Raw genomic sequence first — 20,289 nt, forward strand, 5'->3', positions numbered from 1 at the left:
TGGGTGTCGTCCGCGGACGGTCAGAGCAGGGTCAGCTGCTCGGCGGCCGGGGGTGTCGGCTCGGGCAGCCGACGGTTGTCGCCGGGCTCGCTCCGGTGCAGGCCGTGCCTGCGGGCCGCGATCCGCACCCGCGCCGTCAGCTCCCGCTGGTACGCCTGCGGCGCGTACGAGCCCGACCGGTACAGCTCCCGGTAGCGGGGTACCAGGTGCGGGAACTCCCGGCCGAGCCAGTGTGCGTACCACTCCCGGGCGCCGGGGCGCAGGTGCAGCGCCAGGGGCGTCACGCTGGCCGCACCGGCGGCCGCGATGGCCGCCACCGTGGCGTCGATCGACTCGTCGTCGTCGGTGAGCCCCGGCAGGATGGGTGCCATCAGCACCCCCACGGAGAAGCCCGCGTCGCTGAGCGCCCGGACCGCATCCAACCGGCGGCGGGGGCTCGGTGTGCCGGGCTCGACGGCGCGCCACAGGCTCTCGTCGACGAAGCCCACCGAGTACGAGATGCCGACGCGGGTGACCTCGGCGGCCTGGCGCAGCAGCGGCAGGTCCCGCAGGATCAGCGTGCCCTTCGTGAGGATCGAGAACGGGTTGGCGAAATCGCGGAGCGCCGCGATGATCTGCGGCATGAGCCGGTAACGCCCCTCGGCCCGCTGGTAGCAGTCGACGTTCGTGCCCATCGCGATGTGCGCGCCCCGCCATTTCGGGGCGGCCAGCTCGCGGCGGACCAGCTCGCCCGCGTTGACCTTGACGATCACCTTCCGGTCGAAGTCCGCCCCGGCGTCGAGATCCAGGTAGGTGTGGGTGTTGCGGGCGAAGCAGTTGTGGCTGACGACGCCGTTGGCGATGAAGTCGCCGGTGCCGGTGGTGATGTCCCACAACGGCAGCTCCAAGCCGAGCGGCTCGATGCTGGCGATCTGCAGGTTCGCCTGGCACTTGAGCGCCGCCCCGTCGATCGAGCGTTTGCGGGTGATCGCCGGGTCGGTCAGGTGGAAGAACCGCAGTCGCTCGGCGATACCACCGGTGAGCCGAACCTCCCGAACCCGATTGGCGCGGCCCGGGTCCTCGAGAACGGCCTGGAAACCGAAGTGGCCCAGAGCGCGGAGCACCTCGTCGAGGATCCGGTCGTCACTGTTGCTGATCCGGAGGATTCCCCCGCTGCAACTGCCCTCCGCGTCGAAGATCCCGGCGAGAAAGCCGCGCTGCCAGTCGTCACTCGGGTCGACAGGCCATTCGATCAGTTGCCTGATCGCCTCGAAGTGGTGCTGACGGGACGTGCGGATCGCCCCCATGGCGCGCCGCTGGCCGCTCGCCGGGGCGAACGAGAAGCGATTCGTCTCGATGCCAGCATCGGCCAGGTACCGCTCCGTCCGGCTCAACGCCTCCTCGTCGGCGAGCGCGAGCCGGAAGCGGTACACCGTACCGGTGGCGTAGTGGTAGCTGGCCAGGTTGGCATCGCCGCGCGCCATGCCACACACGTAGCCCCGCCGGTAGTCGGGGGAGTCCTTGGGGCCGTCCGTGAAGCGCCCGGTGCCGATCAACCGGTTGTTGGTCGTCAGGTACGGGCGACGAAGCGGCCCGTGCATCCCGCCGGTGACGTGCTTCCAGCCGCGATCGGACAGGAAGCGATGGTCGCCGCTCGCCACCAGCGTGGTTCCGTCTGCGAGGGTGATCCGGTAGGCCGGCTTCACCGTCGACCATTTGGCCCGCACGGTGGTGACGACATAGCGGCGGTAGGCGCCACGGCGCTCGGTGCCGTAGATCTGGTCGCCGATCTCCAGGTCGCGCAGCTGTCTGGTCCGCCCGTCGGCCATGAGAATCGGAGTGTCGCCCGCCAGGCAGTAGACGCAGGCATGGCTGCATCCCCGGTACGGGTTGATCGTCCACTCGAACGGGACGCGAGAGGCGCCCGGCACCCGATTGATGATCGATTTGGCCCGCACCTCGTAGAACGTCATGCCCGTGAACCCGGGGGTGTCGAAGGTGCGGACGGTCGCGCCGGGCAGCGCCAGCGGCAGGGGTGGCGTCGCTGGCGCTGCCCGCTCGGGAGCCCCCTCGGCCGGGGGAGCGGCGAGGTTGTCCCAGCGCATGGCCAGTATTCGAACACACGTACGAGGAGATTGCAAGCAGCCTCGCCCGCGGCGGCGCGCTCGTTCCGGCGGTCGGCCGGACTTCCGTTCCGCCAGCGCCTCGCGCCGGCCCTGCGACGGTGGATCCGAGCATGCCTGTGACGCACCGTGATGCAACGGAGCGTCACGTCAGTCCGAGCCCTCCCGCAGCCGCCTCTGGCGCTTTGCTCTGCACCCACCGATGCACCACATCGGTGGCCAGCGCCGTTATCTCGCCGGCCCAGGAGTCGATCACCAGGCATGGCTGCGGAGGGTGGCCGTTGCATATAGGGGTGCAGCAAAGGAGGCGGAGGAGGGTGTGCGGAGGACCCAGGATTGTGACGCAGCGTGTCCGTCCGACAAGGCCGGCCAAGGTCGGCCAGGGTCGGCCAAGGTGTCACCGGCGCGTCGGCCCGAGCTGCACCCCCGCATCGTGGTCGTGGCGTGGTGACCGCCACCTCGTGGCACCGGCCGGTGCCACCGGGTGGAGGATGGGGACATGGAGAGGTCGACGTTCGTCTACGACGGGGACTGCGCGTTCTGCACCCGCTGTGCCGAGTTCATCGAGCGCCACATCCCCAACGGGGCCCGGGTGATCCCCTGGCAGTTCGCCGACCTGGCCGCCCTGGGCCTCACCGAGGCCGAGTGCGAGCAGGCCGTGCAGTGGGTGGGCGTCGACGGCGTACGCGCGGCGGGCCCCGACGCGATCGCCCACCTGCTCGGCGCCAGCGCGCCGCTCTGGCGGGTGGCCGGCGCGGGCCTGCGGTTCCCGCCGGTACGCGCCGCGGCCTGGCCGGCGTACCGTTGGGTGGCGCGCAACCGCCACCGGCTGCCCGGCGGCACGGCAGCGTGCGCCGTGCCGGCCGCGCGCCGGGACTGACCTGGAGGTCCGGTCCGGGCCGGGCGGGCCCCGCTCAGTCGAGGCCGGCGCAGGCGGCGCCGTCGACGGTGCACCCCGTCGGGGCCGCGCTGATCGGCGCCCCGTCGACCCGGAAGGTCACCTTGGCCGAGCCGTGGCCCGGCAGGGCTCCGTTCCCGTCCGGCACGAAGGTCCAGGTGGCGCCGTCCTGGGTGGCCTTGGCCCCGCTCACCGCCGTGACGGCGAGGGACTCGCGAGGCAGCGTGACCACGAGGGTCCAGGCCCGCGAGGGGACGGCCCCGGGGTTGCTGATGGTGACGGCGGCCCGGTAGCTGAGCAGTGCCTTCTCCTCGATGGCGAACTCGCCGCGCAGCGGTTCGGGCGCCGGGGCCGACGTGCTCGCGACCGCGCTGGCCGACGGCGGCGCGGCGCTGGTCGGTGTGGGGCTGTCGACCGGGCTGCTCGGCGCCGGCGGCGGGCTCGACACGGCGGGGCGGGCCTCCGCGCCGGGCGTTCCGGGCTCCGGGGCGGCCGGCACTTCGGGGTCGGGCGGCGGGTCGAGGGCCACCGGCGCGAGGCGTTCCGGTGTCCGCAGCACCAGGACCACCGGCACCGCCGTGGCGACCAGGACGACGAGCGACGCGAGCACGGCGATCCGGACGGCCCGCGTTCCCGGGCCCCGGTCGATGACCGCGCGCCGGAGCGACCCGGCGAAGGCCACGATCCGGTCGAGCACGATGATGGCCGCGGTCCGGCGTGGTTGCGGCGGTGATGCCGGCACTGCCTCGTTCCCCCTTCAGATGGTCGAGCGCGACGGTCGTGGTGATCCTGCCAGCGCGGTCGGCGCTCGGCTCACAGGGCACGGAGCCCGGCGAGCAGTTCCCTCAGCAGGTCCTCGGACGGCAGCTCGGCGAGCGTGGGCGGCTCGTGCGTCTCGATCAGCCCGGCCGAGAGGAGGTCACCGAGGAGGACCCGGACGGTCCCGACCGGCAGGTCCAGCTCGGCGCCCACCTCCGCCACCGACAGCGGCCGGCGGCACATCTCGACGATCGCGGCCTGCTCGGGAAAGAGCTGCGCGTTCACGGGCACCGGGCCCCGGGCCACGACCAACGTGATCAGGTCGAAACGCCCGCGCTCGGGGGCCGCGCGGCCACCGGTCATGGTGTACGGCCGGACCACCGGCCCGGCGTCGTCGTCGTACCACGCCTCGTCAGGGGCGCCGTTCGGCTGCTGCACCGATCTCCCCGCTCGTCGCCCCGGAGGCCGGTTCGAGGTACACCGGCAGGTGCCGGTCGGCCTGTCCCACGAAGAGCGCCACCTCGTACGCCATGTCGCCGACCTCGGCCTCGGCGCCGATGCGCACGGTGAGGATGGCGCCGTTGCGGGTGGTCGCGACGAACAGGAACGCCCGCGCCATCTGTACGACGATCTGCCGCAGCGCTCCGCCGACGCAGACCCGCGTGGCGGCCAGACCGAGCGCCTCCAGCCCGGCGACCAGGCTGGAGAGCTGGTTGGCCAACTGGTCGTCGACGTCCCGGCTGGCGCCGAGGAGCAGCCCGTCGGGCGAGAGCACGACCGCGAACTCCGCTCCGTGCACCCGGTCGACCAGGTCGTTCAGGGCCTCGGTCAGGCCGTCGGCGGTGACCACTGATTGCGTCATGAGCGTCCTCTCGCTGCTCTGGAGACCGGCATCTCGACCGTGGCGGGGCCGGCCGCGTCCGGCCCGGACCACACCGACCCGGGGTGCCGGGTCCGTACCGGCAGGTCGCCGGTGGCGCCGGTGCCGGCCGTGGGGCGTGCCGACGGGCTGGGCCGGGTGCCGCCCGGCCCGGGCGCCGCGCCCGCGGGCCCGGTCGGCATGACCAGGTTGGTCGGGAGCAGCACGACCGCCGCCGTTCCGCCACGGGGACCGGGACGCAGCGAGACCCGGGCGCCGCAGCGGGCGGCGAGCAGGGCAGCAGCGTACAGCCCGGCGTGACCGGATGGGGGACCCGCCGTCGGCGGTTCGGCCAGCAGCCGGTTGGCCGCCGCGAGGGCGGCCGGGGTCAGGCCCGGCCCGTCGTCGATGACGACGACGGCGCACCCGTCCGGTCGGTGTTCGCCGGCCACCCGCACGGCGGTGCCGGCCGACGAGAACACCAGCGCGTTCTCGATCAGTTCGGCGAGCAGGTGGATGACGTCGGTGACCGCCGGCCCGGCCAGCGACCAGGGCCAGTGCGGCGCGACCAGGACGCGCTGGTAGTCGGGCACCTCGGCGACGGCGCCCCGGGCCACGTCGAGCATCGGGATCGGCCGGCGCCAGCGCCGGGCCGGTCGTGCGCCGGCGAGGGTGACGAGCTTCTCGACGTTGCGCCGGAGCCGGGTGGCGAGGTGGTCGAGGTGGAACAGCTCGGCGGCCTCCTCCGGGCCCCGCTCCCGCCGCTCCATGGCGTCGAGCAGCGTGAGCTGGTCGCGCAGCAGGGCCTGGTTGCGCTGGGTGAGGCGAAGGAACAGGTCCCGGTGGACCGGCACGGCGCCGGGCTCGTTCCGGCCCGGTCCGGTGGCGGGCGGCCGGTTGTGGCCGGCCGGCCAGCCGGTGGTGACCGGACCGGGGCCGACAGGGCGGCCCGGCCCGAAACCGGGGTTCGTGGCGGCCATGGCGGCGGAAACGGGCGCGGCGGGTTCCGGCGCGCGGCGGGGCGGCACGACCGGGTCGGGTGCGGGCGTCGCGTCCGGCCGGTCGGCCAGCCGGCGGATGGCGCCGGCGCCGGTGAGCAGCAGGGTGAGCACCGCGACCAGGCCGAGCCCCAGCACCAGGCCGGTGCGGACGATCAGCAGGGCGGCGCCGGGCGTGGCCCGCTCGACGCTGTGCCGGGCCGTGGACTGGACCAGCTCGTGCAGTTCGTCGAGGGCCGGCTCCACCGCGGCCTGCCAGCCGTCGACGCCGAGCGCCGGGCGGTCGTCGCCGGCCAGCAGCCGGTCCTCGGTGGACTGGAGGGCGGCGAAACTCGAACCGGCCATCATGGCCCGGTGGTCGTCCTGGTCCGCGGACGGCAACGCGGCGACCGCCTCGGCGCTCGCGTACCGCTGCGTGCCGACCAGCTCGGTGAGGCGCCGGCGGTCGTCGGCGGTGATCCGCCCGTTGGTGAGCGCGGCGGTGACCAGGGTGTCCTCCCGGGCGAGAAGCTCCCGGGACCGGGCGAGCGCCACCACGGCACGGCTCTCGGCGGCCAGCCTGCTCTCCCGCGAGCCCCACTCCGGGCCGTAGACCGCGAAGGCGGTGTCGACCAGCCGGTCGTACGCGTCGACGGTCTCGGCGCGACCGGCGTCGGCCTCGGCGCGCAGGCCGGTGAGCCCGTCGAGCTCGCGCAACAGCACGTCGGCCCGGTCGCGCACCGCCCCGGCGGTGAGCAGCCGCAGGTCGGTGCCGCCGGCGGCGTCGCGGAGGGCCGCCACCGTACGGTCGGTGTCGTTGCGGGCGAGGACGAGCGCGGACCGCGCCCGCGGCCCGCCGGCGATCGACCCGGCGGTGAGCCGTCGTTCGGCCTGCAGGTCGAGGATGAGCCGGTCGGTGGGTTGGCCGAGCGTCTCGGCCAGGGCCCCGATCCGCAGCAGGTCGGCGGCGTCGCGGCCGGTGACGTACGCGCCGTACGTCCAGAGGGCGACGAGGACGACGGCCGTGGCGGCGAAGAGTCGCCGGAGCCGCTGCCCGGTCGTCGCCGTTTCCGGGCCGTTCACCGGGTGGTCCGTTCCGGCCAGGGCTGGCCGGCCGCGGTGTCCGGCCGGTGGGCCAGGATCGTGCGCAGCAGAGCCAGCAGCTCCGCCCGGTTCGCGCAGCCCAGCCGGGAGCGCATCCGGGCGACGTGGTGTTCCACGGTCTTGGCCGAGATGAACAGCCGGTCGCCGATCTCGCGGTAGGTGAGGCCGGCCAGCACCAGCTCGGCCACTTCCCGTTCCCGGTCGCTGAGCCGGTGGCCGGCCGGGGTGGCGATGGCGTCGGCGACCTGCCCGTCGGCAGCCCCGGCGGCCGGGCGCTGTCCCGTCCGGGTCCCGCCGGGCCGGCCCTGGAGCATCCGGGCGCAGTCCAGCAGGGCGGTCATCGCACGCCGGTCGGAGGTGCGGATGGCGGCCTGGCCGGCGAGGCGGGCGCCGTCCCAACAGAACCCGGCGTCGTGCAGCCCGCGGGCGGCGGCCTCCACCCGGACCGGGTCGACGACTCCGCGGAGCACGTCGACCCAACTGGCGGCGGCCGCGGCGACCACGGCCGCGTACCGGCTGTGCGGGGCGGCGGCGTGGAGCGCGGCCACGTGCTCGTCGGCGATTGCCGGCTCCTCGGTGAGGATCGCCGCGTGCAGACCGCTCCAGTGCAGCGGCGCGCTCCACAGTGGCGGGTCCCCGAGGCGGGCGAGCAGCGTACGGGCGCCGTGCAGGTGGGGCGCCAGCCGGTCCAGGTCGCCGAGGCGGGCCGCGACGACGACGAGTTCGCCGAGCGGGAGCAGGGTGAACAGGTCCACCGGGTGGCGTACCACCGCCTCCAGGGCGTGCCCCCAGCTCCGCTGGAGGGCCCCGAGGTCGCTGTTGCGCCGGGCGATGCCCAGCTCCAGCGCGGTGGCGAAGAGAAGGTCGCGCGACTCGAGGGGCCTTCCCCCGCCGGTGACCGTGCCGAGTCGCTCGGCGGCCCCGGCCGTACGGCCCCGGACCATGAGCAGCCAGGCCTGGAGCAGCCGGTGACGGCGGGCCATGAGCGGGCCGCCGATGCCGCTGGCGACGGCCCGGTCGAGCACCCGGTCGGCGATGTCCAGTTCGCCGCCGTGCAGCGCGGTCAGGGCGGCGAGCGCGGCCGGGCTGTCGGGCAGGAGCACCGACCGGCCGTCCGGTTCGAGAAGCGCCGTCGCCTGCACGAGGGTGGACAGTGCGGTGGTGGGCGTCCCGGTGACAGTGTCCCGCACCCCCTCGGCCATCAGCCGGGCGGCGCTGGCGTGCAGGGTTGGCGGCCCGTCGCGGTCGTCCGTGGCGGAGGCCCCGGCGCCCGCGGGGTCGCCGCCGGCCAGCGCGCCGATGGTGGCGAAGGCCGCGGCCGGCGCGGCGCCGGACCACCGGTACAGCTCGACGCTGCGGCCGAGCTGGCCCCGGTGGGCCAGAGCCGTGGCGGCCACGAGCGCCGCCTCGGCCCGGTCGGTGGGGGCGGCCGAGCCGAGGAGCCGGTCGGCGAGCCGGAGAGCGACGTCGAGGTCACCGGCGAGCGCCGCCGCGACCGCCTGGCGGGTGGCCACGGGACGGCCGGCGGCTGTGGCGGCGGCGAACAGCTCGGCCGCGAGGGCGGGTTCGGTGCCGAGGGCCTCCTCGGCGGCGGCCTCCAGCGTGCCGGCCGGGCAGTCGCCCGCCACGCCGGCGGCGAGCAGCGCACGGACGAGCGGCAGCACCGGGCCGCCCCGCGCGAGCTGCACCTCACTGAGGCGGCGCCAGACCGCGATGCGTTCGGTCGCCGGGCTGAGGGCGGTCACGGCGCGCCGGACCAGCGGCGCGAGCCGCCCGTCCGGGCCGAGCAGCCCGGCTGCCCGGGTCGCGGCCACGAGCGCGTCCACTTCGGCCGGTTGGCGGCCGAGCAGCGTGCCGAGCAGGTCCACCGGCAGCGGTACGCCGGCCGCGACGGCCAGCAGCAGCCGCCGGACGTCCGGCGTGAGGTCGTCGAGGTCCGGGCCGAACTCGAGGACGGCCTGCCGGGGCGGCTCGCCCGGATGGCCCGGCTGTTCCTGCCCGCGCAGCGCGCGGACCAGCCGCTCCACGTCGCGGGGGACGCCGGCGGTCTGGCCGTGTACGAGGTCGACCAGCTCGGCGCGCCGGCCCAGCTCGGGTGCGCCGGCGAGGTACGTGGCGGTCCGTTCGCGGGTGAACGGGGCGAGCAGGAGCACCTGCCCGTCCCGTCGTACGGCGTCGGCGAGCTCGGCCAGCGCGGCGGTCCGCGGCCACGGCCGGTACGCGACGACGAGCCGGTGCCGCCGCCCGCTCGCCAGCTGGCGCAGCGTCCGGAGTCGGGCGTCGTCGAGCAGGTGCGCGTCGTCGACGAGCAGCACGGCGTCCGGGTCGGCGGCCTCCGGCTGCGCGGGGGCGGCCTCCTGCACGACCACGCCGGCCCGGCGGTAGACCCGGGCCAGCTCCTGGAGGTACGCCGTGCGGCCGTGGCCGCCGGGGCCGGTCACGGCGAGCACGAGCGGCGCCGTCGGGTCGGCCGCGACGGAGTCGAGCACCGCCCTGGGCGCGCGGTCCAGCACCAGCCGGGTTCCGGCGAGGGCGCTCATCGTCATGGTGGTCATCCTTCGCGTCCCCGGCTGCGGGCCAGCGCGAGCCGGGACGGTTTCGGCAGCTCCAGCGGGGTGATCCGGACCGGCGGGCGGGGTGGTGGCGCGGGATGGGCCGCTCGGTCGTGGTCGGGGCGTCGCGGGGCGGGAACGGCGGGTGTGGCGTCGCGGCGGGGTGCGCCGCCCGCGCCGGGCGTCCGGAACGGATCCGCCGCGCGGGACGGCTCGGGCGGCCGGGCGGGCTCGGGCGGCCGGGGCCGCGGCGACACCACCTGGCAGGCGGCCAGCGCGGCGCCCGTGGCGGCCGTGAGCTGCGGGTCGGGCTCGACCTCGACCGGCACCGGGAAGGCGGCGGCGAGCAGCTCGGCGACGAGCGGGATCCGGGTGGATCCGCCGGTCAGCAGGACGGCGTCGAGGTCGGCGGGCCGAAGCCCGGCCGAGAGCACGGAACGCACCAGCAGGTCCACGGTGGCCTGTACGGCCGGGCGGATCATCTCCTCGAAGTCCGCCCGGCTCACCGGCACCCGCGTCGGCCCGCCGGGCAGGGTGAGCAGCACGTCGGTCTCGCCGCCGACGGTCAGCTCGCGCTTGGCCCGCTCGCACTCGGGCAGGAGGGCGCGCAGGGTCGCGTACGTCTCGCGGCGGCCGGCGGCGGCGAGTTCCCGGGCCAGCACGGACCGCACGTGCCCGGCGAGCGCCTCGTCGAAGTCGGCGCCGCCGATCCAGTCCAGCCTCTGGGGAAGCCCGACCGTCTCGTATCGGCCGTGCGGGGTGCGCCGGACCAGCGCCGCCTCGAAGCTGTCGCCGCCCAGGGCGTAGACCGCCGCGGTCGTGCCGGCGAAGCCGCGCGCCGCGTGGCTCTCGGCGACGGTGACCGTACGCGGCAGCAGCGTGACGTTCCTCTGGCCCAGCTCCCACAGCGCGGCGTGCAGCAGGTCGCGGCGGTGCCGGCCCCAGCCGGCGGGGTGGCTCAGCACGACGGCCTCGGCCGGTTCGCCCTCGCGGTGGAGGACCCGCTCGACCACCCAGGTGGCCAGGACGGCGGTCAGCAGCTGCGGCGGGCAGGCCTCGCCCGCGAGCAGCAGCGGCACGTCGTCGCCGACCCGGTGGACGAAGCCCCGGGCGGTGCGGTTGCCGTCGTCGGTGTCGGGCTCGCCGACCACGAGCGTGCCGTCCGCGCCCAGGTGCAGCACCGACGGCACGGTGGCCGCGCCGGCGTCGAGCGCGACCACCTCGGGCCGCGCCCAGCTCGCGCCGCGGCGCCGGGCCAGGGTGGCCGCGGTGGTGGTGCTCCCGATGTCTATCCCCAGGACGTACGGCATGCGCTTCTTCCTTCGCCGCGAGTCGGCCGGCCGTGCGTGCTACGCGGGCTTCCCGCTCGGTGCACGGCCCACCCCCGGCGAATCCCCGCGGGCTCCTACGTTCGTACCAGAGATAGCTCCGGCATCGAGACCCTAAATCTGGCCCGCACGGTTCCCCCAATCCCCCTAACAGCCGAGGGGGATCGGGGCCCTAACCAGGCGGTACGGATTGCGGGTCGATCCCCGATGACCGGTGCGGCCGGGGGCTTCTAGCGTCGTTGTCGACGAGCGGCGGCCGACGACGCCCACATCCGAGGAGAACCGGCACATGGACCAGACCCTGCACGACTTCGTGCTCAACCTGCTCACCGACCCCGACGCCCGGTCGGCGTTCGACCTCGACCCGGAGGGCGCGCTGCAGGCCGCCGGGCTCACCGACATCACCGCCGCCGACGTGCAGGACGTGGTGCCGCTCGTGGTCGACTACGTCCCGGTCCAGGGGCTCGCCCCCGTCGCGCCGGTCGTCGACCAGCTCGGCGCCGAGCCGCTCGTGACCGACGTGACCGACGTGGTCAGCCAGCTGCAGACCGTGGCGCAGCAGATCAGCGTCACCAGCTCGTACTCCGGTGTGGACGTCAAGGCCGGCGTGCTCGGCGCCATCGCCGTGGACCCGTCCTCGGTCGCCGTCGGTGCGACGGTGCTGCCCGGGATCGGCCTCGGCGTCGGCCCCGGCGGCGTCGCCACGGACCTGACCGGTGTGAACGACGTGGCCCACACCCTCGACGCCGACGTGGTCAGCGTGGTGGACGGCGTGGCGGACCCGGTGGTCGGTGACGTGACCGGGACGGTCGGCAACCCGACGTCCGTGCTCGACTCGACCGACCACGGCCTGCTCGGCACGCCGGACGGCCTGCTCGGTGGGACCCTCTCGGGCACGACCGGCCAGGTCGGCGGCCTCGTCGACTCCCTCGGCGTCCACGACACCCTGGGTGGCCTGGGCGTCAACGACACCCTGGGCGGCCTGGGCCTGCACGACGGCGGCAGCGGCGTCGTCCCGCCGCTCGACGTTCCGTCGACGGTGGGCGGCGTGACGCACCACGTGGATAGCGTCCTTTCCGGCGTCACCGGCACGGTGGGCAGCGTGACCGGTGGCGTCACCGACGGTGTGACCGGCGACGCCGGGGTCCACGGGGACGCTCCGGCGTCTCACGGCGGCGGCCTGCTGGGCATCACCGACGGTCTGCTCTGACCGACGCCCGGTCGAGCGGGAGGCCGGGTCGCCCCTGAGGGGCGGCCCGGCCCTTCCGCTTTTCCGCGCCCACTTGATAATTGAGCCGATTTCCGCACACTTGGTGCGGTGATAGCGGGCATCTGGCTGGACGTGCTCGACGAGATCGCCCGCACGTGCCGTGAACACGGGCGGGGCGACCTCCTCCAGGCGGTCCGGCAGAAGCGCACCCAACTGCTCGATCCGACCCTGCGCGTGCTGGTGGTCGGTGAACCCAACCAGGGCAAGAGCCAGCTCGTCAACGCGATCGTCAACGCGCCGGTCTGCCCGGTCGGCGACGGCCGCACCACGGTGCTGCCGACCGTCGTGCGGCACGCCGAGGTCGCCGCGGCCGCCGTGGTGCAGGCCGCGCCACCCGCCCCGCCGGGCCGCTCGGCGGGTGCGGAGCTGCCCGGGACGGAGGAGCGCACCCCGGTGCCGCTCGACCGGATCGCGGCGGGGGTGGCCGGCACGCTCGGCCGGCGGCCGGGCGGTGGCCCGGCGTACGTCGAGATCGGACTCCCGCGCGCGCTGCTCGGCGCCGGGCTGGTGCTCGTGGACACCCCGGGCAGCGACGAGGTGGCCGGCCTCGGCGGCGCCACCCCGGTCGCCGCGCTGAACCGGGCGGACGCCGTGCTGCTCGTCTCCGACTCGACGCGGGAACTCTCGGTGGCCGAGCTGAACGTGCTGCTGCACGCCACCCGCTCCCACCCGAACGTGGTGGTCGTGCAGACGAAGATCGACCTGGTGCCGGACTGGCGGGCGGTCGCCGAGCGCAACCGGCGGCACCTGGCCGACGCGGGCGTGCCGGCGGCCCTCATCCCGGTCTCGGCGGCGCTGCGGCTGCGGGCGGCCACCGCCGACGACCGCGCGCTCAACGCCGAGTCCGGGTTTCCGGCGCTGATCGCCCGACTTCAACGGGACCTGTCCGGCAAGGCGGACGTGCTGGCCCGGGCCGCCGTGGGGTTGACCGCCCGGACGGTGGTGGAGCAGCTCGCCGCGCCGCTGCGCGCGGAGTTGGAGAGCCAGCGCGAGCAGGAGCAGTCGGGGCCGATGTCCCGGCTGCACGCGGCCCAGCGCGAGGTCGAGGAGCTGCGCCGGTGCTCGGTGCGGTGGCAGAACACGCTGAACGACGAGATGGCCGACCTGCTGTCCGACATCGAGTACGACCTGCGTGACCGCACCCGGCAGATCCTGCGGGAGGTCGACGACGCGTTCGAGTCGGCCGATCCGCTGGTCGCGTGGGACACCTTCCAGGAGTGGCTGGCGCGCAGCCTGGCCGAGGCGGCGGAGGCCAACCACGAATGGCTGGTCCAGCGCTGCGACCACGCCGCCCGCCGGGTGGCCGCCAACTTCTCCCGCTACGGCTACGACGTGCTGCCGCGCTGGTCCATGAACGTCCCGGACGACGTGGGGGACCGGCTGCCGGAGATCGAACGGCCGAACATCGACCGGTTCACCGCCGTCCAGAAGGTGATCACCGGTATGAAGGGCTCGTACGGCGGCCTGCTCATGTTCGGTCTGGCGGCGACGCTCGCCGGCATGCCGATGATCAACCCGGTCTCGATCGGCGCGGGCGCGCTCTTCGGCGGCAAGAGCATCCGGGACGAGAGCAAACAACTGCTGCGCCGCCGCCAGGCGACCGTGAAGACGGCGGTCCAGCGTCACGTCGACGACTTCTTCGTCCGCGTGGTGAAGGACTGCCGGGACGCGACGCGGCAGGTGCAGCGGATGCTGCGCGACCACTTCGCCGGGCTCACCGACGAGTTGCAGGAGGCCATCGTCGAGTCGCTGCGGACGGCGAAGCAGGCCGCGGACACCGACGCGGCCGTCCGCGACCAGCGCCAGCGGGAGATCCGGCTCAAGATGACCCGGCTCGCCGCGCTCTACGAGCAGGCCCAGCAGCTGACCGGCGCCCGGCCGGCCCCCGTGTCGCTGGAGCCGCGGGTATGACGGTCGGTCTACGGCTCGACGAGGCCGTGTGGGGTCTGCTGCACCAGGCCCTCCAGCTCTACCGCGACAATCCGCGGGCCACCGGGCACCTGCGGCACCAGTTGGCCCGGCTGGAGCAGCCGCTGCGGCTGGCGATCGTGGGCCCGTGGCGGGCCGGCAAGTCGACGCTGCTCAACGCGCTCATGGGTGAGGAGGTCGCCCCGGTCGCCGGTGCGGACGGCAGCGACGTCTTCACCTGGTACGAGGACGGCCCGCAGCCGCGGGCGACCGCGTACTCGGCCAGCCATCCGCCGCAGGAGCTGGCGATGGCCAAGTCGGCCACCGGGATGCGGGTGGACCTCGTGGGCTGGCGGGCCGGCGAGTTGCGCGACATCGTGGTCCGCTGGCCCACCCGGGCGCTGCGGCAGGTGACCCTCGTGGACACGCCCGCGGTCGGCGGGCCGGGGGAGCAGGGCCGGTCGCCCGTCATGGACCGGGTGCTTCGAGACGCGGACGCCGTGCTCTACCTCACCCGGGACGGCCGCGGCACCGACCTGCGGGTGCTGGAGTCCGGCCGGGAGACCGCGGTCGGGCAGGCGGCCCCGGTGAACGTGATCATGGTGCTCTCCCGGGCCGACGAGACCGGTGGCGGGAAGATCGACGCCCTGCTCACGGCCCGGCAACTCGCCCGGCGGCAGCACCGCGACCCCCGGGTGAACGCGCTGTGCGTGACCGTGAACGCGTGCAGCGGGTTGATCGGGCTGGCCGGCCGGGTGCTCAGCGAGTCCGAGTTCACGGCGCTCGCCCAGCTGGCCGCAGTGCCCCGGCCGGAGCTGGACACGTACCTGCTCTCGGCCGACCGGTTCGTCCGCGGCGAGGTGCCCGTGCCGCTGGACGCCGAGGTGCGCGCCGGCCTGCTCGACCGGCTCGGGCTGTTCGGGGTGCGGCTGGCCACCACGTTGGTGCGGACCGGCTGCGACAGCCGTGCGACGCTCTCCGCCGAGCTGATCCGCCGCAGCGGGCTGGCCGAGTTGCGGGAGTCGGTGAGCCGCTTCTTCGTCGACCGTCGCGAGACGCTCAAGTCCCGCTCCGCGTTGGTCGCCGTGGAGTCGCTGCTGCGCAACGAGCCCGGCCCCGGCACCGGCGAGCTGCTCGGCGCGGTCGAGCAGATCCTCGCGGGCGCGCACGCGTTCCGGGAACTGCGCCTGCTGGCCGCGCTACGCGACACCCGGCTCGGGTTCGACGCCGACGTCGCGGCGGAGGCGCGGCGGCTCGTCGGCGGCGACGGGGTCGGCCTGGCCGCCCGGCTCGGCGTCGAGCACGAGGCCAGTGTGCAGCGGCTCTGGGAGGTCGCCGCCGAGGCGCAGTGGCGGTGGCGGGACCGCGCCGAGGACCCCCTGCTCCGGCTCGCCCAGCGGCGCGGGGCGCAGGTCGTCGTCCGTAGCTGCGAGGGGATGCTCGCCGAGCTGGCCGAGGGCGGCCGGTGACCTGCCGCGCCGCAGCCGGCGCAGCCAGGTGATCGGGCGGACCCGCTCCAGCGGCAGGAAGCTCGTCATCGCCGCGAGGTGCGGGGCGAACGAGATGGTGATGGTCGCGAACGTGACCACGTGGAACGAGTAGAAGAAAGCCACGACGGCGACCCGCCACCGGTCGGGCACCAGGAACACCAGCGGGGTGGCCAGCTCGAAGGCGATGATGCCGAACTGGGCGACGATCAGCAGGTGGGGGACCTGCGCGATCAGGTCGGCCAGCTCGGTGCCGCGTCGGATGATCGCCCGGGCCAGCACCGAGCCGGTCAGCCAGTCCAGCCCGCCGAAGCGCAGCTTCGCCCAGGCCGCCAGGAAGTACGTGCAGACCACGGCGATCTGGGTGACGCGCAGCGCCCAGCCACCGGCCTCCGTCCGCGTCGGGTCGCCGTGCCGGGCGCGGCCGGCGGTGGGGAGCACGGCCAGCGCGACGAGCAGGCCGAAGCGGTCGTGGTCGACCTTGCCGTAGCTCATCGCGACGATCATCCACTCGAGGTAGAGCGCGCAGACCGTCCAGCCGAGCAGCCGCGGCGCCCGCCCGGTCGCGGCGAGCAGGGTGAGCAGCAGCAGCGCCCAGAAGATGACCGCCACGAGCGCCGGCGTCGGCGTGGGCAGGGGCAGCAGGCGGCCGACCAGCAGCGGCTGGTAGAGCTCGCCGGGCACGCTGGCCCGGGTGCGCACCCACGGGGTGAAGACCACGAGGTCGGCGGCGACGAAGAGGTAGATCAGGGTGCGGAAGGCGGCCACGCGGCCGCGGGGCACCGGCTCGGTCAACCAGCGGATCATGGCGTGACCTGCCAACGGACCACCGTCTCGTCGGTGTGTCGGCCGGTGGGGCGCCCGCCGGAGATACCGAACCAGCGGATGACGATGCGGACCTCGACGAGGGCGGGGGCGTCCGGGTGCCGTTCGGCGTACGCGTCGGCCACCTCGGCGAGGCGCTCGGGCTCGGCCGCGTACCGGCTCTGCTGGCCCTCGATCTCGGCCCGGCGGATGCCGGTCGCCTCCTGGCCGAGGCTCACGACGGCGCCCGTGCGGTCGACGCCCTCGATGCGGGTGTCGGGGGCGGGCGCGTCGGGCGGGTTGGAGGTCGCGTACATCCGGAAGGGGCCGAACGGGAAGTCGTCGTCGGTGCCCCAGAGCGTGCCGGCGAGCAGGACGGCGAGCCCCAGCGCGGTGACGCCGAGCCGGATCGCCCGTCCCCGGTTGGTCAAGGTCTCCATCGGTTCGTGACCATACGCGACCCAACGGTGGGTCAGGGTCCCTCCGACGGTCACCGTCCCCCGGCCGGTACGCCGACGGCCGGGCCCCCCGTGGGGAACCCGGCCGTCTGCGTGTGGTCGCCGGCTCAGTGCTTGTGCTCGGCCAGCTGCTTGCGGACGTCGTCCATGTCGAGCGCCTCAACCTGCTCGATCAGGTTCTCCAGCGCCGACTCGGGAAGGGCGCCCGGCTGCGCGAAGACGATCACGCCGTCCCGGATCGCCATGATCGTCGGGATCGAGCGGATGTCGAACTTCGCGCCCAGCTCCTGCTGCGCCTCAGTGTCGACCTTGCCGAAGACGATGCCCTGGTGCTTCTCCGAGGAGCGCTCGTAGATCGGGGCGAACCGCTTACACGGGCCACACCAGTCGGCCCAGAAGTCGACCAGCACGATCCCGTCCTTGCCGGTCACCTCGTCGAAGTTCGCCGTGGTCAGCTCGACGGTTGCCATGTGAACTCTCCGATCACCGCGGATGTACCTACGACCCCTAGAACCAGGAGTGACCACCTCGCATTCCCGTTCGGTCGGTGGTGAAACGCACGGCGCCGTGCGCCGCCCGGTGGCACGGTCCGTCATCGACCCGCGTCTGTGCGTTTCGGAGGTGCGGATCGCAAATGCAGGTGGCAGTTGCGTGACCAGGGGTGATGGGAGCGCTTCCATTAAGATCCGCAGCATCGATCGGAGCGAATCGGCCACCGGGGGGTTGACAAGCCGCTACTCGAGCTGCAGAGATCGCTCATCGATCCGGCGTTGCTCACCCTCAGTAGTGTTACGAAAATATAAATGTGATCCACGCCTCTGTGCAGCCGGATGGGCGTACGGCAGAATCTTGGACATCAGAGCGTGGGCGGCGGGTGCCGGGGAGGGCCCCGCCGCTCATTGCGTCTCCCCCCGGATGTGGCCCGTGTGACGTTTCCGCGTGGCCCCCGCCCCGCGCATCCCCTTAACAAGCGGTAAGGCATGCTGTGCCGAACTCCATCGCCGCCCGTCGAAGGGGACCAGGATGCAGTTCGGCCGTTACTACGAGGAGTTCGAGGTCGGCGCGGTCTACCGGCACTGGCCGGGCAAGACCGTCACCGAGTACGACGACCACCTGTTCTGCCTGCTCACCATGAACCACCATCCGCTGCACATGGACGCCCACTACGCGGAGTCGGCGAGCCAGTTCAAGCGCAACGTCGTGGTCGGCAACTACATCTACTCCCTCCTGCTCGGCATGTCCGTCCCCGACGTGAGCGGCAAGGCGATCGCCAATCTCGAGGTCGAGTCGCTGCGGCACGTGGCCCCGACCTTCCACGGCGACACGATCTACGGCGAGACCACGGTGCTGGACAAGCGGGAGTCGGCCTCGAAGCCCGACCGCGGCGTGGTCTCGGTGGAGACCCGCGGCTACAACCAGGACGGCACCATGGTCTGCGTCTTCCGTCGGCGCGTCATGGTCCCCAAGCGGGAGTACGCGGCCAGCGCCGTGCCGGAGGGCGTCGACCCGGAGCGGCCGAGCTTTCCCGAGCCGCGCTGAGTGACCGGGGCCCTTCGCCCGCATGTTCTGGTGGGGTTGGGGCTCTTTTCCCGATCCGGGGCATATGCTGACGCCGGAGGTCCCCATGAGCCACTCCGTCGCCGGAGAGCCGCCCTCTGCCGGCCGCCGCGCCGCACCGCTGACCACCGCCGTCTACTCCGCCGCCGAGTGGGACCTGCTCACCAGCCTGCCCGGCCGGGTCGTCGTGGCCGCCACGGCTCCCGGCCCCGGCCGGCCGGCCCGTGGCGTGGCCGAGGGGCTCGCCGGCCTCGAGGCGATGGCCGCCGGCCGCTCCTTCGACAGCGACCTGGTCCGCGCCGTGGTCTCCGCGATCTACGCCCGGCACGACAACCAGCCGCTGCCCACCGGCCCGAGCGACGACCTCGTCGACCTGCTCGCCGCCTGCCGGGCGGTGGTCCGGGTCCTGGACCGCCGGGCCGACCCGGCCGACTCGGCGGCGTACCGCCAGTGGGTGCAGTCGGTCGCGGCGCGCGTGTGCCGCGCGGCGCCGCCGGGCCGGCCGCCGCTCGCCGGGGAGGCCCCGGCCGACCGGCGTTTCCTCGACCGTCTCGGCGACGCGCTGGGCCTGCGCTGACGTCCTGCGCTGCGTCCCGCCGATCATGCAGTTGTGGTGGTGGATGAAGGCCGCTTACCAGTACAGGACGGGCACCACAACTGCATGATCGACGAGGCGGGATGGGGCGGGGCGGGGTGGGATGGGGATGAGGTGGGGCGGGCCGTACGCTCGCTCTGGTGACCGTGACCGGTGATCAGCTCGACGTCGGTGTGGGGCCCTGGCCGGGCGACCCGCCGGACGACCCACGGTACGACCCCGAGCTGCTCGCCGACGGCGACCGGCGCAACGTGGTCGACCGCTACCGCTACTGGCGGCGGGAGGCGATCGTCGCCGACCTGGACGAGCGCCGGCACGACTTCCACGTGGCCATCGAGAACTGGCAGCACGACTTCAACATCGGCACGGTGGTCCGCAACGCGAACGCGTTCCTCGCCGCCGAGGTGCACATCGTCGGGCGACGGCGGTGGAACCGGCGCGGCGCCATGGTCACCGACCGCTACCAGCACGTCCGGCACCACGAGACCGTCGAGGACTTCGTGGCGTGGGCGGCCGGACGGGACCTCGCGGTGGTGGGCATCGACAACCTGCCCGGCTCGCGCCCCCTGGAGACCGCCACGCTTCCCCGGCGCTGCGTGCTCCTCTTCGGCCAGGAGGGGCCCGGCCTCTCCGAGCCTGCGCGCCGGGCCTGCGCGCACGTTTTCTCGATCGCCCAGTACGGCTCCACCCGCTCGATCAACGCCGGGGTGGCCAGCGGCATCGCCATGCACGCCTGGATCCGTACGCACGCCGGCCCGCCGCCGGCCTGACGCCCCGCGTGTCTCCCCGGCCGGGCGCGTCCAGGTCGGACGCGCCACGGTGGGGTGGATACCGCCGCTCCGCTTGACGCCCCGCCCCGGCGGGGCGACGGTGGAGGCATGAGCGTCGCGGTGAGCTGTCCCCGATGCGGGGGGCCGGTCCGGCCACCGGACCTCATGCACGCCGAATCCCGGTGCGAGCGGTGCGGGCCCGTGCCGCCCCTGCACGTGCCCGAGCGCATCGGCGCCGACATCGTGGCCAGCGTGGTGGAGCGGATCGTGGCCGACGCCGACCCGCCACGCCCGACGGTCACCCCGTTGTGGTGCCCGTGGCCACTGCCGCCGGGCTGGACGATGACCGGGGTGGCGTACGCCGGTGACGAGCGCACGGGCGTGCGGGCCACGGCGGTGGCCTGCGCCGGCCCGGCACCGCTCGGTGGCGGCCCCGCCGACCTCGTCTTCGTGGCCGAGGAGCCGGGCGTCGGTCTCGGCACCCGGTTCGCCGGAATGGCCGGGCCGGACCCGGGGCCGCAGCTCGCGGCGGCGTTGACCGATCCCGGCCCGGGACACCCCGAACACGTCGGCCAGGCCAGGATCCGGGTGGCCGGCCATCCCACTCCACTGTGGTTGGTGAACTCACCTGCGGATCGAAGCGCGTACGCCGGCGAGGCTCGGGGAATGTGGCTGCATGCGATAGCCTGGCCGGCGAGCGCGGGGCATCTGCTCGCGGAGGAAGTCGTGCTGCACGACCTCACCGAGTGGACTCCCCCCGAGCTCGTGTACGGCGCACCGTCTCCGTATCTGCACGGGAGGGCTTGACAAGCCCGCCCGTACTGACGGAGAACGGACGCAGATATTCACTGTACGACACCA

17 protein-coding genes and 1 pseudogene are annotated in these 20,289 nt (G+C 74.4%); 8 read left to right on the plus strand and 10 right to left on the minus strand.

Going from position 1 to position 20,289, the window contains the following annotated elements:
• Positions 1 to 20: 20 nt before the first annotated feature.
• Positions 21 to 2,084: an intein-containing Rv2578c family radical SAM protein gene (locus tag ACSNOA_RS04980; protein WP_436656736.1), complete on the minus strand. Its 2,064-nt coding sequence runs from the start codon at positions 2,082 to 2,084 to the stop codon at positions 21 to 23.
• 517 nt (positions 2,085 to 2,601) lie between these two features.
• On the opposite strand from ACSNOA_RS04980, the gene ACSNOA_RS04985 reads away from it, so the two are divergent.
• Positions 2,602 to 2,982: a thiol-disulfide oxidoreductase DCC family protein gene (locus ACSNOA_RS04985; RefSeq protein WP_436656738.1), complete on the plus strand. Its 381-nt coding sequence runs from the start codon at positions 2,602 to 2,604 to the stop codon at positions 2,980 to 2,982.
• A gap of 34 nt (positions 2,983 to 3,016) precedes the next feature.
• Here ACSNOA_RS04985 and ACSNOA_RS04990 read toward each other — a convergent pair whose 3' ends face one another.
• The 6 genes from ACSNOA_RS04990 to ACSNOA_RS05015 all read right to left on the minus strand — a co-directional run bounded on the left by ACSNOA_RS04990 (position 3,017) and on the right by ACSNOA_RS05015 (position 10,561).
• On the minus strand, positions 3,017 to 3,742 hold the full coding sequence (locus ACSNOA_RS04990) for a cellulose binding domain-containing protein (protein ID WP_436656740.1): 726 nt from the start codon (positions 3,740 to 3,742) through the stop codon (positions 3,017 to 3,019).
• A gap of 71 nt (positions 3,743 to 3,813) precedes the next feature.
• Positions 3,814 to 4,197, minus strand: a complete 384-nt coding sequence (locus ACSNOA_RS04995) for a DUF742 domain-containing protein (protein WP_436656742.1) — start codon at positions 4,195 to 4,197, stop codon at positions 3,814 to 3,816.
• Positions 4,172 to 4,621 carry a roadblock/LC7 domain-containing protein gene (locus ACSNOA_RS05000; protein ID WP_436656744.1) on the minus strand — a complete coding sequence of 150 codons (450 nt, stop codon included), beginning with the start codon at positions 4,619 to 4,621 and terminating at the stop codon, positions 4,172 to 4,174. Before ACSNOA_RS05000 ends, ACSNOA_RS04995 begins: the two co-directional genes overlap by 26 nt.
• On the minus strand, positions 4,618 to 6,678 hold the full coding sequence (locus ACSNOA_RS05005; RefSeq protein WP_436656746.1) for a nitrate- and nitrite sensing domain-containing protein: 2,061 nt from the start codon (positions 6,676 to 6,678) through the stop codon (positions 4,618 to 4,620). The genes ACSNOA_RS05000 and ACSNOA_RS05005 overlap by 4 nt, the downstream gene beginning before the upstream one ends.
• Complete coding sequence (locus ACSNOA_RS05010; protein ID WP_436656748.1) at positions 6,675 to 9,245, minus strand: LuxR C-terminal-related transcriptional regulator; 2,571 nt, start codon at positions 9,243 to 9,245, stop codon at positions 6,675 to 6,677. The genes ACSNOA_RS05005 and ACSNOA_RS05010 overlap by 4 nt, the downstream gene beginning before the upstream one ends.
• A 5-nt stretch (positions 9,246 to 9,250) precedes the next feature.
• Positions 9,251 to 10,561 (minus strand): Hsp70 family protein, encoded by a 1,311-nt coding sequence (locus ACSNOA_RS05015; protein ID WP_436656750.1) that lies wholly within the window; start codon positions 10,559 to 10,561, stop codon positions 9,251 to 9,253.
• Between the two features lie 307 nt (positions 10,562 to 10,868).
• Here ACSNOA_RS05015 and ACSNOA_RS05020 point away from each other — a divergent pair, with 307 nt between their 5' ends.
• The 3 genes and pseudogenes from ACSNOA_RS05020 to ACSNOA_RS05030 form a co-directional block, all read left to right on the plus strand.
• Positions 10,869 to 11,789 (plus strand): IniB N-terminal domain-containing protein, encoded by a 921-nt coding sequence (locus tag ACSNOA_RS05020; protein ID WP_436656752.1) that lies wholly within the window; start codon positions 10,869 to 10,871, stop codon positions 11,787 to 11,789.
• 108 nt (positions 11,790 to 11,897) lie between these two features.
• Entirely contained in the window at positions 11,898 to 13,760 is a 1,863-nt protein-coding gene (locus tag ACSNOA_RS05025) for a dynamin family protein (RefSeq protein ID WP_436656754.1), read from the plus strand.
• Positions 13,757 to 14,260 (plus strand): annotated as a pseudogene (locus tag ACSNOA_RS05030) (hypothetical protein); the annotation flags it as partial. The gene ACSNOA_RS05025 and the pseudogene ACSNOA_RS05030, both read left to right, overlap by 4 nt.
• Before the next feature lie 696 nt (positions 14,261 to 14,956).
• On the opposite strand, the gene ACSNOA_RS05035 reads toward ACSNOA_RS05030, so the two are convergent.
• The 3 genes from ACSNOA_RS05035 to trxA form a co-directional block, all read right to left on the minus strand.
• Positions 14,957 to 16,051: an MFS transporter permease gene (locus tag ACSNOA_RS05035; RefSeq protein WP_436656756.1), complete on the minus strand. Its 1,095-nt coding sequence runs from the start codon at positions 16,049 to 16,051 to the stop codon at positions 14,957 to 14,959.
• Positions 16,048 to 16,488, minus strand: coding sequence for a hypothetical protein (locus ACSNOA_RS05040; RefSeq protein ID WP_436656758.1), 441 nt, complete (start codon positions 16,486 to 16,488; stop codon positions 16,048 to 16,050). The genes ACSNOA_RS05035 and ACSNOA_RS05040 overlap by 4 nt, the downstream gene beginning before the upstream one ends.
• A gap of 125 nt (positions 16,489 to 16,613) precedes the next feature.
• Entirely contained in the window at positions 16,614 to 16,976 is a 363-nt protein-coding gene (trxA, locus tag ACSNOA_RS05045) for a thioredoxin (RefSeq protein WP_436656759.1), read from the minus strand.
• A gap of 553 nt (positions 16,977 to 17,529) precedes the next feature.
• Between trxA and ACSNOA_RS05050 the strand changes: the two genes are divergently transcribed.
• The 4 genes from ACSNOA_RS05050 (at position 17,530) to ACSNOA_RS05065 (ending at position 20,235) form a co-directional block, all read left to right on the plus strand.
• Positions 17,530 to 18,045, plus strand: coding sequence for a MaoC family dehydratase (locus ACSNOA_RS05050; protein WP_436656760.1), 516 nt, complete (start codon positions 17,530 to 17,532; stop codon positions 18,043 to 18,045).
• A gap of 64 nt (positions 18,046 to 18,109) precedes the next feature.
• Positions 18,110 to 18,640 carry a hypothetical protein gene (locus ACSNOA_RS05055; protein WP_436656761.1) on the plus strand — a complete coding sequence of 177 codons (531 nt, stop codon included), beginning with the start codon at positions 18,110 to 18,112 and terminating at the stop codon, positions 18,638 to 18,640.
• 164 nt (positions 18,641 to 18,804) lie between these two features.
• Positions 18,805 to 19,428, plus strand: coding sequence for a TrmH family RNA methyltransferase (locus ACSNOA_RS05060; RefSeq protein ID WP_436658318.1), 624 nt, complete (start codon positions 18,805 to 18,807; stop codon positions 19,426 to 19,428).
• Between the two features lie 108 nt (positions 19,429 to 19,536).
• Positions 19,537 to 20,235, plus strand: coding sequence for a DUF6758 family protein (locus tag ACSNOA_RS05065; RefSeq protein ID WP_436656762.1), 699 nt, complete (start codon positions 19,537 to 19,539; stop codon positions 20,233 to 20,235).
• Positions 20,236 to 20,289 lie beyond the last annotated feature (54 nt).

Origin of the sequence: Micromonospora sp. URMC 103 (genome assembly GCF_051386435.1) — a bacterium.
Taxonomy (GTDB): domain Bacteria; phylum Actinomycetota; class Actinomycetes; order Mycobacteriales; family Micromonosporaceae; genus Micromonospora.